Consider the following 13,441-nt stretch of genomic DNA (forward strand, 5'->3'; position numbering starts at 1 on the left):
ATAATGGCTGAAAAACTGATGAAGTACGCCGATGCCGTGGCCAAGTACGACCCGGTGTTCGGCCTGGAGGTCCATGTCGAGCTCTGCACCAACACCAAGCTCTTCTGCCCGGCCCATATCGAGTTCGGCGGCGAGCCCAACACCCAGCTGACCCCGGTCTCCCTGGGTCTGCCTGGCAGCCTGCCCGTAGTCAACAAGACCGCCATCGACTATGCGGTCAAGCTTGGCCTGGCCCTGCACTGCAAGGTCAACGAGTGGAGCCAGTTCGCCCGGAAGAACTACTTCTACCCGGACATGCCCCGCGACTATCAGATCTCCCAGTATGACAAGCCTCTGAATGGCGAGGGCTACCTGGACGTGGAGCTGGACGACGGGAGCATTTTCCGTGTGCCCATCGAGCGGGCCCATGTGGAGGATGATGCCGGCAAGAACACCCACGTAGGCGGGGCAGACGGCCGCATCGAAGGCGCCGACCACTCCCTGGTGGACTACAACCGTGCCGGTGTCCCCCTGGTCGAGATCGTGACCAAGCCCATCGAGGGCGCCGGGGCACGTACCCCCGAGGTGGCCGGGGCCTACGTGAGGGCCATCAGAGACATTGTCCGGGCCCTGGGCATCTCCCACGCCCGGATGGAGCAGGGCAACATGCGCGCTGATGTCAACGTTTCCCTGCACGCCGGGCCGGACGCCCCTCTGGGAACTCGGTCGGAGACCAAGAATGTCAACACTTTCAAGGGCATCGAGAAGACGCTGACCTACGAGATCCGCCGTCAGGCCGCCCTGCTGGAGTCCGGCGGGGAGGTGCTGCAGGAGACCCGCCACTGGGATGAGTCCACGCAGACCACTGCCGGCGGCCGGGTCAAGACCGATGCCAACGATTACCGGTACTTCCCTGACCCTGACCTGGTCATGGTCCATGTGACCAAGGACCATATCGAGGAGCTCAAGGCCCAGATGCCTGAGATGCCGCGTGAGCGCCGCGCCCGTCTCAAGAAGGAGTGGGACTTCACCGACCGTCAGATGCAGGACGCAGTCAACGCCGACGCCGTGGATCTGATCGAGGACACGGTCAAGGCCGGCGCCACGGCTGCCGGAGCCCGCAAGTGGTGGCTGGGCGAGATCTCCCGCGAGGCCAACACCCGTGGGGTCAGCCTGCAGGAACTGCCCATCTCGGCTCAGGATGTCGCCGATGTGGAGCAGCTGATTGCTGACGGCAAGCTCAACGACAAGCTGGCCAAGCAGACCGTCTCCGGCGTGTTGGCAGGAGAAGGCAAACCCGCCGAAGTTGTCAAGAAGCACGGGTACCAGGTGGTTTCGGATGACGGGGCTCTGGACGCAGCCGTCGATCAGGCCCTCAAGGACAACCCGGACATCGTGGCCAAGCTCAAGGGCGGCAATATGAAGCCCATGGGCGCTATTATCGGAGCGGTCATGCGGGCCACCAAAGGTCAGGCCGATGCCAAGGCAGTCAGCAAGATCGTCATGGAGCGCATCGCTAAGTCCTGATCAGGCCCGGTCCGCCGACCTGATTCCATCGGGTTCAGACCGGCGGACCTGCCCGGCTTCTCATGGTTTTCCCAGGGGCGAGGGATTACAATTGATTGCCATCGCAAGGTGGCGACCATGGAGGTGACGTGATGTCTATGAGCGGCAGGGACAATAACCGACCGCAGACGCAAGCTGAAAGACCTGACGACGTGGCGAGCCGACAGCTGCCCGACCGGATCGAGATCCCCTATATCCGGGGCGAGATGTTGCACCTGCGTCCGGCGGTTATCGCCGATCTGACGGCAATGGATCAGCTGGAGGCCTTCTATAATTCCACGGGCATCACCGGTAAGGGACCAAGCGCCGAACGAGCCGTCGTCAACGCTTGGGTGCGTCGGTCGGTGGCCTGGTCCAAGGGCCTGGCCGCCCGTGATTCAGGCGTGGGCGACCCCGAGTCCCGTCGCACCCTGGCCTGGGCCATGGTCACTGATGCGGACACCGACCAGGACGGCTCGCCCGATGCCGATGCCACCAAGGGAGTCATCGGCATGATCTTCCTGATCGACGTGGACGGCTGGTCGCGTTCAGCCAGGATCCAGGTGGTCCTGGGCAGGCATTTCCGCGGGCGCGGGTACTCCCGCGACGCCATGCCCAGAATCATGACCTACGGGTACGCGGCTGCTCCTACGGGTCTGGGCCTGCACCGGATCTGGGTGGCTGTGCCAGAGAAAAACACACGCTCCATCTCCGTCTATCAGTCCTTGGGATTCATGATTTCGGGCACCTCCCGTGATGCGCTCTGGGACGCCGAGAACGGCAAGTATCAGGATCAGATCGTCATGGACGCCTTGGTCGACGAGTATGATCCCATCCGTTCTTTGAATGCCTTCGGCATGCATGTCATCCGTGAAAATCCTGGCGTGGCCGAAGCCCTTGTTGCACACGGATACGCTGCGGATGAGGATGGCGGCATAAGCGGGTCCGAGGAGTCCACTCCGGCAGCTCAGGATTCGCAGGCATCAGGTGATCGGACCCATCTGACGCCGAAGGGTGGCCCGCATTCAGCGCAATCTGCTCAAGGCCATGCAGGACCCGATAGCAGGAATGATGGGAAGGCGGTCCCTGTTCAGAAGGACGCTGAAGATACGGGGGAGGGGTCCGGTTCCGAAGAATCCGTTGCCGAGCAGTCCGACGAGGAGCACACGGCCTCGGACTGGGCCTATGGGTCGGCTGAGGCCAAACGATCCAAACGCGCCTGGTGGCGTACGCTTGGCCATGGCCGTGATCGCGCGAATGGAGGTAGTCGATGAGTGCTGAGGATCTCGACAACTACGAGACCAACGCCGAACTGGCCTTGTACCGCGAGTACCGGGACGTGATCAAGCTGTTCACCTACGTAGTCGAGACCGAGCGGCGGTTCTACCTGGCCAACAAGGTGGACTTCAACGTCCGGTCCGCTGGTCAGGACGTTTACTTCGACGTCCGTTTGACCGATGCCTGGGTCTGGGATGTCTACCGGTCCAGCCGGTTCGTCAAGAACGTCCGCATCGTCACCTTCAAGGATGTCAATGTGGAGGAAGTGCAGAAGACAGACATCGATATCCCCGATTCGTTGGGTTAGGCATCGCGCAAGGGCGAGCATCATCACGTTTGTTCCACGCAATGGCGGGAATTCGTGTGGGAAGTCCTTCGGCAGTCTCTGACTGGGGACGATCCGGGTACAGTGGTGATGATTTTATATGGTTTTCAGGAGGTTGGCATGGAGCGCAAACAGTCCGTGATCGTCATCGGCGGAGGGCCCGCCGGCTTGACAGCGGCATGGGAACTGGTCAAGGACGGCGGCGACGAGCGCTATGACGTCACTGTGCTGGAGGCCACCGATGCCTTTGGCGGTATTTCCCGCACAGTCCGGCACAACGGCAACCGTATGGACATCGGCGGCCACCGGTTCTTCTCCAAGGATGACCGGATCATGGACTGGTGGAAGGAGGTCCTGCCCCTGCAGGGCGCGCCATCCTATGACGATAAAAAACTTGGCCGCCACCACGACCTGGAGCCCGGTGGCCCCGACCCGGAAAAGACCGACCGGGTCATGCTCAAGCGTCATCGCGTCTCCAGGATTTACTGGAACCACCACTTCTTCGACTATCCCATCTCCTTGACACTCAACACTCTCAAGGCCATGGGCTTCAAGCTGACCATGCAGGCCGGGTTCAGCTATCTGAAGTCCGTCGTCCACAAGCTGCCTGAGGACAACCTGGAGAACTTCTACATCAACCGCTTCGGTCGCAAGCTCTACTCCATGTTCTTCGAGGGCTACACCGAAAAGCTTTGGGGCCGCCACCCCCGTGAGATCAGCGCAGACTGGGGTGCCCAGCGGGTCAAGGGGCTCAGCATCATGGGCGTGCTCAAGAACGCCTTCCAAAAGCTGCTGCCCAAGAAGCGCGACGCCCATCAGGTCGAGACCAGCCTGATCGAGGAGTTCTGGTACCCCAAGCTGGGCCCGGGCCAGCTCTGGGAGACCGTGGAGCGTCGCAACGTGGAGCACGGGGTTCATGTGATCACCGATGCCCGTGTGATCGGACTGACACAGAGCGAGGGCCACATGACCGGTGTGATCTATCGCAACGCTGATGGCAAGGAAGTGACCCTGCAAGCTGATCAGATCATCTCCTCCATGCCCATCAAGGACCTGGTGGAGGCCATCGCCCACGAGGAGCCCTCCACCGACAAGGAAATGGTCAGGGTGGCTCAGGGCCTGCCCTACCGCGACTTCGTGACTGTTGGCCTGCTGGTCCGCCACCTGCGCATTCGCAATACCACCTCCATCAAGACCCTGGGCGATCCGCCCATCGTTCCCGACTGCTGGATCTATGTGCAGGATCCCGGCTACAAGATGGGCCGCATCCAGATCTTCAACAACTGGAGCCCCTACATGGTCAAGAATGTGGACGGCACTGTCTGGATCGGCCTGGAGTACTTCTGCAAGGAGGGCGATGACTTCTGGAGCATGAGCGATCAGGAGACCACTGACTTCGCCATCAAGGAGCTGACCCGGATGGGCATCATCAACGGCCCTACCGACGTGCTGGACTCGCACCGGGAGCGGGTGGTCAAGGCCTACCCGGCCTACTTCGATACCTACGCTCAGATGCCGGAGCTGGTCCAATGGCTGGATTCCTTCGGCAACCTCTACTGCGTGGGCCGCAACGGGCAGCATCACTACAACAACCAGGATCACTCCATGGCCACATCCATGGAAGCTGTGGCCAACATCAAATCGGGGCGTACTGACAAGACCAATGTCTGGAATGTCAACACCGAGAAGTCCTACCACGAGGAGAAGTAAGCAAACCTCAGTCTTCGTTTTCCTTCAAGCCTCCGACTGCAGGGTCGGGGGCTTGGTCATTTTATGACAGGGCGATGGCCGGGGGCTTCAGTGGCAGGCCCAGCAGCTGCGAGAAAAAGGCCACGCTCTCGCGGACACGTTGACGGACCACCTCTCTGATCTGCGGGTGGCCGGCGGCTCCTCTGCCATTGCTGACGATGGACGAGAGCCCGTCGGCCATCAGCCAGGCTACAGTGCGGGTGCTGGCTGTTTGGATCAGCTGGGTCTGCGGCAGGTCGCCCCGATCCAGCCAGCGGTCCAGAGCCTTGGTCAAAGGGTCGATGATCTGCCTGACGAAGCCCTCCATCACGTTGCTGTTGGTGCTCAGGTAGCTGTACCAGTTGGCCTTGTCTGCGAAGATGACATCCATCTTCCAAATGGCCCGTATCAGATGCGGGCAGATGTCGTCCAACGCCTCTTGAACGCTCAGATCAGGGTTCTGCAGAATATCAACCACATGATCCACGTAGGAGGCCAGATAGGTGCGCACGCAGGCATCTATCAGGTCGTCCTTGGATGTGAAATAGTAATAGAAAACGCTCATGCCCACGCCCTTGCCGTGGTTCATGGCGTGGATTACATCGCGCAGGGAGGTGTTTGCAGCACCTTTCCGGTCGAAGACCCGCATGGCGGTGGTTACGAATTCGCTCCGCCGTTGCTCACGCAGAGATGATCGGTCATTCATATGCCCAGTCTAGAGGCTTATCCATGAATTGTTGGACACGCAGGCTGTTCCTTGCACCGGTCGGGCACTCGTTGTAGGCTTATGGAAGTTCGATAAGCCGAGTCGGCATCGAATTTTCATGAGCGGTACCCCCGCACTATTCTCAAGCTATTTGCCTAGCCTAATTAGGCATAGCGAAGGAAAGGCATTACAACAGTGGCAACGAGCCAAGATATTCATTCCATGAAGCTGCCCGAACTCAAGGAATTGGCCAGGCAGTTGGGGTTGCGCGGTATTTCCGGCATGCGCAAGCCTGTCCTGATCGAGACGATCGAGGCGGCACGCTCGGGCGGCAAGGCCCCTGAGGGAGTAACCGTGGGCAAGCCCAAGGCCGCGGCCGCCGTGGCCAAGGGGGGCCAGGCCGACGAACAGCAGCAGCCGACAAAGCAGGAGGCGAAGTCCTCTGCGGAGGGCGGACAGGAATCCACGGAGACCAAGGAATCCAAGGATGATCGTCCTGTCGGAGACCTCTTCGATGTTTTGGGCATTGACGATCATAAGAGCGGCCATACCGAGCGCAGGAACCGCTTCCCTCATACTGTGGCCGACGAGGAGAACGTGGTCATATCCCGGCGGCGTCACCGCAGCACGGATTCGTCCCGGGGCTCCCGCACCAACCGTGGCCGGAGCGAGCGTGAGCATGGTGAGGAGCGCGAAGGCTCCGGCTCCGGTTCAGTGCGTAATTTGGACGATATTCTGGCAGCACTGCCCTCACGGAACGACCGCCCTCGTCGGCGCAGCTATGAGGATCGTGGCGAGGATGGGCGCGACTACCGCCACAACGGCTATGATCGCCGAAACCGGGGCGATCGCAATGACCGCAACGATCGCAACGACCGCCGCAACCGCAACAACCATCGCAGCAGCGGCCGGGATCGTGACTATGAGCCCAGGGAGAACTTCAAGCCCGAGGATCTGGTCCCCGTGGCCGGCATTGTGGATGTGCTGGACTCCTACGCCTTCGTGCGCACCTCCGGCTACCTGCCTGGCCCCAACGACGTTTACATTTCCATGGGTCAGGTCAAAAAGTACGGCCTGCGCAAGGGCGATGCCGTGCACGGTTCCATCCGTCCCCCTCGCGAGGGTGAGCATCGCAATCAGCGGCAGAAGTTCGTTCCCCTGCAGGCTATCGACACCATCAACGGCATGAGCGTGGAGGATGCAGCAGGGCGACCTCACTTCAACAAGCTGACCCCCCTCTACCCGCAGGAGCGCATGCGGATGGAGACCCAGCCCAAGAACATCACCGGTCGTCTGATCGACATCGTCGCCCCCATCGGCAAGGGTCAGCGCGGTCTGATCGTTTCGCCTCCCAAGGCTGGCAAGACCCTGACCCTGCAGTCCATCGCCAACTCCATCACCGCCAACAATCCCGAGGTGCATCTGATGGTGGTCCTGGTGGATGAGCGGCCCGAGGAGGTCACCGACATGGAGCGCACGGTCCAGGGCGAGGTCATCTCCTCCACCTTCGACCGTCCGGCCAGCGATCACACCACCGTAGCCGAGCTGGCCATCGAACGGGCCAAGCGTCTGGTGGAGCTGGGGCAGGATGTGGTGGTCCTGCTGGATTCCATGACCCGTCTGGCCCGCGCCTACAACATCTCGGCTCCCGCCTCCGGCCGCATCCTCTCCGGCGGCGTGGATGCTCAGGCCCTCTATCCGCCCAAGCGCTTCTTTGGCGCCGCCCGCAACATCGAAAACGGTGGCTCCCTGACCATCATTTCCTCGGCCCTGGTGGAGACCGGGTCCAAGATGGACGAGGTCATCTTCGAGGAGTTCAAGGGCACCGGCAACATGGAGCTGAGGCTGACCAGGGACCTGGCCGATAAGCGCATGTTCCCAGCTATTGACATCAACGCCTCCGGCACCCGGCGCGAGGAGCTGATCACTGCGCCCGAGGAGCTGGCTGTGGTCTACCGGCTGCGTCGCCTCCTGGGCGGCATGGAGACCGAGCAGGCCTACCAGACTCTGGTACCCAGGCTGAAGAAGACGGCCACCAACCGGGACTTCCTGTCGGCTATCAACCAGTCCATGCTGGCTCAGAAGTAGGACTGAGCAGGCGAACATGCGCGCAACCCGGTCCAGGGTTGTAGCCTACAGTTCGCGCTAAGTCACAGATTAATAGGGGCAGGGTGTCGGCAATGCGATACCCTGCCCCTGTTTTGTGCCCCGATGACACATCAGAGATCAGCGGTTAAGATATAGGCGTTTTCTATCGACGACTTTCCTTACGGCTTCTACTATGTCTTTTGCGGTCATTCCATACTGCTGGGCCAAGTAGTCCTGGTCGCCGACCTGGCCGAATCGATCGTGTACACCAATGAATTCCATAGGAACCGGACAGCTACCTGCAACTGCTTCGCTGACGGCAGCGCCCAGGCCAGTGTTGACATTGTGGTTCTCGGCGGTCACGATGGCCCCGGTCTGTTTGGCTGCGTCGATCACAGCCTGATTGTCCAGCGGCTTCCAGGTGAACATATCAAGGATGCGGACGGCTATGCCTTCATCGCTGAGAGTGCGGGCGGCTTTGATGGATTCAGCCACGCAGACGCCGCTGGCGATGATGGTCACTTGTGCATCGAACTGGTTCATGACCTGCACAGCTTTTCCTATTTGGAAGGAAGTTCCCTCCCGATAGACCTTGACGCACTGCTTGCGTACCAGCCGCATGTATTGCATGCCGTAGTTTTGAGCCATCCAACCTATCATCCACTTCAGCATGGTGATGTCGGTGGCTTCCAGAACGGTCATTGAGGGGATGCCCCTCATGATCCCCATATCCTCGAAGGACATGTGGGTGCCGCCGTTGGTCTTGGCCGTAATACCCGGGTCGGAGCCAATGAGTTTGACATTGGCCTTGCTGTAGGCGCCAGAAATGAAGATCTGGTCCATGGCTCTCCGGCTCATGAAGGAAGCGAAGGTGTGTGCGAAGGGTATTTTGCCGGTCAGGGAGAGCCCTACTGCAGTGCCGATCATGTTGGCTTCCTGGATGCCGCAGTCCACCGTCCGTTCTGGGTAGGCTTCCTGGAAGGGCTTGGTGCCCATGGCACTCATCAAATCAGCATCCAGCAAGACCAAGCGCTCCTCGTCGGCCGCCAGATTGAGGAGGCATTGGCAGAAGGCCTGTCGCATTTCCTGTTTCTCGTTTTCCAAAGTATGCTCTATCATCCCTGTTTCCTCTTCACCTGTCCTTGTGCAATTGAGCTTGCGTGCATGGATTTCACCCTCAGGCTGCATCCATCATTGCTTGGATTTCAGCCAAGGCCTGGTCGCGCTCCTGCTCGTTGATCGATGTTGAATGGCTCTTTGGAGTTCCGGCAATCTCGGACCATCCCAGGCCCTTGACCGTGTGAAGCACGATCATTGAAGGTCGGCCGTCGCCCTGTCCATCCTTACTGCCGACTGTCTCCAAGGCTTGAAGAATGGAAGGGACGTCATTGCCATCGGGAACGTCAACGACCTGCCATCCAAAAGCCTCGAATTTGGCTGCGGCGTCTCCCAAGGAGCAGATGTCCTTGCAGTATCCGTCCAGCTGCAGGCCGTTATAGTCCATGAAGGCGATTAGATTGCTCAGGCGATGCTGAGCTGCAAAGAGGGCCATCTCCCATATCTGCCCCTCCTGGCTCTCGCCGTCCCCTATGACCAGATAGACCTTGTTGCTCCGGCCATCCATTTTCAGACCCAGAGCAATACCAGCGGCTACTGAGGCTCCCTGACCCAGGGACCCGGCGGTTACGTCCACCCCGGGAACCTTGAGCCTGTCGGCATGACTGGGAAGGTTGGTCCCGTTGCGGTTAAGGGTATTCAACCAATCCATGGGGAAGTATCCGCGCAGGGCGAGTGTGGCATACAGGGCCGGGGCGCAGTGCCCCTTGGACAGGACGAACCAGTCCCGGTCGGCCCATTGTGGATCCTCGGGTTTGATTGTCATCTCGTGTCCGTATAAGACGGCCAGGAGGTCGGCTATTGACAGGGATCCCCCGACGTGGCCGGTCCCGAAGGTCGAGATTTCCTTGACTGTCTCCTGTCTGATTCGACCAGCGAACTGCTTGAGTTCTCTGACCTTGTCCGCATCGGTGCTTTCATTCATGTTGATTTCCTTACTGTTCTTGTAGATTGGTCGTCATTGCAGCGGTGTTTGGTTTTCCTGATTGCTCTCTTATCTGCGCTCGGGCGCATGCCTGCCCAGACTGGCCTGGGCTGCGGCCAGCCTTGCCACCGGCACCCGGTAGGTCGAACAGGATACATAGTCCAGGCCAATACGCTCGCAGAATTCGATGGAGGACGGATCTCCGCCGTGCTCGCCGCATATGCCGACCTTCAGGTTCGGACGGGTGCGTTTGCCATACTTCACTGCCATCTCAATCAGCTTGCCGACCCCCGCCTGGTCCAGATGGGAGAAGGGGTCTTCCTGCAGAAGCCCTTTGTCGTAATAGTCCTGAAGGAAGGAGCCGGCATCGTCCCGGCTCAGTCCGAAGGTCATCTGGGTAAGGTCGTTGGTGCCGAAAGAGAAGAATTCAGCGCCAGCTGCGATATCACCGGCCAGCAGTGCTGCCCTGGGGGTCTCGATCATGGTTCCGACCGAGCAGTACATGGGAAGCCCGGATTCCTTGATGACGCGGTTTGCCGTCTCCTCCACGATTTGCTTGACATATTCGAATTCCGCCGGCTCGCTGACCAGAGGCACCATGATCTCTGGAGCAAGGGACCAGTCAGGGTGTCGGCGCTTGACCTGGATGGCGGCTTCCACCACGGCTCGGGTCTGCATGCGGGCGATGGCGGGGTAGGTGACTGCCAGGCGTGAGCCGCGGTGCCCCAGCATGGGGTTGACTTCAGTCAGTTCGTCAGCGGTGTCTTTGATCTCCTCGGCCGTATGTCCGGTAGCCTTTGCCAGGGCTTTGACAGCCTGAGCGGTCTTGGGCAGGAACTCATGCAGTGGAGGATCAATCAGTCTGACGGTCATCGGCCTGCCGCCCAAGGCCTCATACATGGCCGTAAAGTCTTCCCGCTGCATGGGCAGGAGGGCGTTGAGGGCTTCCTGACGTTCTTCTTCGTCTGCTGCCACTATCATCCGTCTGATGGCTTCAATGCGATCAGGCTGGAAGAACATATGCTCGGTGCGGCACTGGCCAATTCCCTCAGCGCCCAGCTCCTGTGAGCGCCGGGCGTCCTCCGGCGTGTCCGCGTTGGCCCTGACCTCCATGCGACGGAAACGATCGGCCCATGACATCACGCGTGCGAAGGGCCCGGTTTCGCAGGAGGGGAGTGTGGTCAATTTTCCGGCATAGACCTTCCCGGTTTCCCCATCCAGGGAAATCCAATCGCCTTCCTTGATGTCCTGGTCCGCCAGGCGACAGTCGCCATCATCCGTGAATTCCAGGCTGGACAGGCCCGACACGCAGCAGCGCCCGATCCCCCTGGCCACCACGGCGGCGCGGCTGGTCATGCCCCCGCGGGAGGTCAGAATTCCCTCTGCGTGGTGCATGCCCACAATATCCTCAGGCGTGGTGTCACGTCTGACCAGGATCACCTGTTCGCCGCGCCTGCTCCAAGCCTGTGCGGCCTCGGCTGAAAACACCACCCTTCCCGTGGCCGCTCCGGGTGAGGCGGGCAGGCCGGTTCCAAGCTCCTTGCCGGTCTTCAAGGCTGCGGGGTCGAAGCGTGGGTGCAGAAGCGCGCTGACCTGCAGCGGGTCTATTGAACTTACTGCATCCTCCTGGGTGAGCACGCCCTCATCGACCAGGTCGCTTGCTATTTGGAAGGCAGCTTGAGGAGCGCGTTTGCCGTTTCGCGTCTGCAGCATGTAGAGCCGGCCCTCTTCGATGGTGAACTCCATGTCCTGCATATCCCGGTAATGGAGTTCAAGCTTATGGGCGATGTTAACAAAGGTTTGGTAAATCTCAGGGCTTCGCTCAGAAAGCGTACTGAGCGGCTCGGGGGTGCGGATCCCCGCCACGACATCCTCGCCCTGGGCATTCATCAGATACTCCCCGAACAAGCCTTTCTCTCCGGTAATCGGATTTCGGGAGAAAGCCACCCCGGTTCCGGAATCCTGCGACAGGTTGCCGAAGACCATGCGTTGCACTGTCACAGCGGTGCCCAGGTCGTCGGGGATATTGTTGATCTGCCTGAAGTAGACAGCCCGTGAGTTGTTCCAGGATCGGAAGACTGCCTTGATGGATTCGAAGAGCTGGATGGTGGGATTGGTGGGGAACTCGTGGCCTTCCCGCTGCTTATAGTCGTCCAGAAAACGGTGGGCCAGCCATTCCATGTCCTCGGCATCCAGGTCGTTGTCGCTGCTGACTTGTCGCTCGGCCTTGCGCTCAGAGAGGCGCTGTTCGAAGACTTCCTCGGGCATGCCCATCACCACATTGCTGTACATCTGAATGAATCGGCGGTAGGAGTCCCAGGCCCAGCGGGGGTTGCCGGTCTTGCTGATCAGAGCCTGCACCACCTCCTGGTTCAGCCCCAGGTTGAGGATGGTGTCCATCATGCCGGGCATGGAGACCCGGGCTCCTGACCTGACCGATACCAATAGGGGATTATCGCTGTCCCCGAGTCGTTTGCCGGTGGCTTCCTCCAGATCAGACAGACTGCTCAGAACCTGCTCGCGGATTTCCTGGGTGATGTCGTTGGATCCGGATAGATAGCTTCTGCAGGCCTGTGTGGTGATAGTGAAACCTTCGGGCACAGGCATGCCCAGTTTGGTCATCTCGGCCACACCCGCTCCCTTGCCTCCCAGCAGGTCACGCATGGAGGCATCACCTTCGGACAGTTTGTATACGAATCGTTCTGTAGTGTTACGCATAGCATTTCCCTCATTGGATCGATGGCATTGGATAGACAATACGCGCCGTGTTCATTCTCGGCATTGGCAAAGGTAGTCAGCCTCCAGCCGGATTCAAGTCCATCTTGGTTCTTTGCCAAGATTGGGAGCGTTCTGCCAATTTTTGTGCAGGAATCGGTATTGTTGCCATAAGGGTGACTTTCAGACCAGAAGGTTGATGACGGCGATGACTGCGAAGGCATAGATTGCCACAGTAAAGGCTTTCTGGTTGACGTGACCGGCGATCAGCCTGCCGCAGAAGACGGCGAGCAGTGTGAGCGGGAGAACGCATAGGAGGGCAAGCGTGGTTTCCCTATTGATCGTGTTCAGCCCGACTGCGAAAGGCAGCTTCACCATATTCACCACCAGGTAGAAAGCTGCCGTGGTGCCTAGGAATTGTTTGACCGGCAGCCGCTCGCTGCTGAAATAGACGGCTGTGACCGGTCCTCCGGCATTAGCCACCATGGTGGTGAAACCCGCCAGGACGCCGCAGAGCATGTGGAAGGCCGCGCTTATCCACCGCTTCTGCCTGTTTTTGCCTCTGGTTTCGGCTTTGGGAGCTTCACTTGCCCTTCCGTACCGCGTTTTCAGCGCGGTCCCTATGCGTGAGAGGAAGTAGAGCGCAACGAAGCAGGCAAGTATGACCCCTATGGTCTTTTTGGTCGCGTCATTGTCAGCGTGATACAAGAACCAGACGCCGGCAAGGATGCCTATGGTCACAGTCGGCAACAATCTAAGCAGGGAGGCCAGCACGATGTCGTGCCGGTACGCCCAGATGGCGGTCCAGTCGGCGATGATGGCCATGATCAGCGTCAGTTCGGTGGCTTCTTTAGCGGGCATCAGCGAAGCCAGAGCGGCCACTGCCAGGATGGCTGAGCCTGGTATCAACGACTTGTCCAGGCCGATCAGCACAGCAGCTGCAGCCAAACCGATGATCAGCCACAGATTCATGCTGAGGCCTTTCCTTGTCGGTGCACTTTTACGAAAAATATGTGTCGGCCGACACTGCGTCACT

General features: G+C 59.8%; 10 protein-coding genes. 5 read left to right on the forward strand and 5 right to left on the reverse strand.

All coding sequences use genetic code 11. The annotated features are described in order from the left end of the window. Positions 1 to 3: 3 nt before the first annotated feature. From gatB to AC0AII_RS00590, 4 genes are all read left to right on the forward strand, one after another. Entirely contained in the window at positions 4 to 1,506 is a 1,503-nt protein-coding gene (gatB, locus tag AC0AII_RS00575; protein WP_144084955.1) for an Asp-tRNA(Asn)/Glu-tRNA(Gln) amidotransferase subunit GatB, read from the forward strand. Between the two features lie 131 nt (positions 1,507 to 1,637). Next, positions 1,638 to 2,798, forward strand: a complete 1,161-nt coding sequence (locus AC0AII_RS00580) for a GNAT family N-acetyltransferase (protein WP_490446081.1) — start codon at positions 1,638 to 1,640, stop codon at positions 2,796 to 2,798. Beyond that, positions 2,795 to 3,109, forward strand: a complete 315-nt coding sequence (locus tag AC0AII_RS00585) for a DUF2469 domain-containing protein (protein WP_015022511.1) — start codon at positions 2,795 to 2,797, stop codon at positions 3,107 to 3,109. Before AC0AII_RS00580 ends, AC0AII_RS00585 begins: the two co-directional genes overlap by 4 nt. Before the next feature lie 138 nt (positions 3,110 to 3,247). Beyond that, a complete protein-coding gene (locus tag AC0AII_RS00590) occupies positions 3,248 to 4,837 on the forward strand; it encodes an NAD(P)/FAD-dependent oxidoreductase (RefSeq protein WP_490445740.1) in 1,590 nt (529 codons plus the stop codon). A gap of 61 nt (positions 4,838 to 4,898) precedes the next feature. Here the strand turns inward: AC0AII_RS00590 and AC0AII_RS00595 are convergent, their stop codons facing one another. After that, complete coding sequence (locus AC0AII_RS00595) at positions 4,899 to 5,561, reverse strand: TetR/AcrR family transcriptional regulator (protein ID WP_490445741.1); 663 nt, start codon at positions 5,559 to 5,561, stop codon at positions 4,899 to 4,901. 222 nt (positions 5,562 to 5,783) lie between these two features. Here AC0AII_RS00595 and rho point away from each other — a divergent pair, with 222 nt between their 5' ends. After that, positions 5,784 to 7,649, forward strand: coding sequence for a transcription termination factor Rho (gene rho / locus AC0AII_RS00600; RefSeq protein ID WP_490445742.1), 1,866 nt, complete (start codon positions 5,784 to 5,786; stop codon positions 7,647 to 7,649). 138 nt (positions 7,650 to 7,787) lie between these two features. Here the strand turns inward: rho and AC0AII_RS00605 are convergent, their stop codons facing one another. The 4 genes from AC0AII_RS00605 to AC0AII_RS00620 all read right to left on the reverse strand — a co-directional run bounded on the left by AC0AII_RS00605 (position 7,788) and on the right by AC0AII_RS00620 (position 13,377). After that, on the reverse strand, positions 7,788 to 8,768 hold the full coding sequence (locus AC0AII_RS00605; RefSeq protein ID WP_101432932.1) for a transketolase family protein: 981 nt from the start codon (positions 8,766 to 8,768) through the stop codon (positions 7,788 to 7,790). 58 nt (positions 8,769 to 8,826) lie between these two features. Continuing rightward, positions 8,827 to 9,690, reverse strand: coding sequence for a transketolase (locus AC0AII_RS00610; RefSeq protein WP_490445743.1), 864 nt, complete (start codon positions 9,688 to 9,690; stop codon positions 8,827 to 8,829). A gap of 69 nt (positions 9,691 to 9,759) precedes the next feature. Beyond that, complete coding sequence (gene ppdK, locus AC0AII_RS00615; RefSeq protein WP_490445744.1) at positions 9,760 to 12,408, reverse strand: pyruvate, phosphate dikinase; 2,649 nt, start codon at positions 12,406 to 12,408, stop codon at positions 9,760 to 9,762. A 180-nt stretch (positions 12,409 to 12,588) separates the two neighbouring features. Continuing rightward, positions 12,589 to 13,377, reverse strand: coding sequence for a sulfite exporter TauE/SafE family protein (locus AC0AII_RS00620; RefSeq protein ID WP_490445745.1), 789 nt, complete (start codon positions 13,375 to 13,377; stop codon positions 12,589 to 12,591). Between the last annotated feature and the right edge of the window lie 64 nt (positions 13,378 to 13,441).

Source organism: Bifidobacterium sp. VU/mBH4 (B4), from assembly GCF_058199535.1.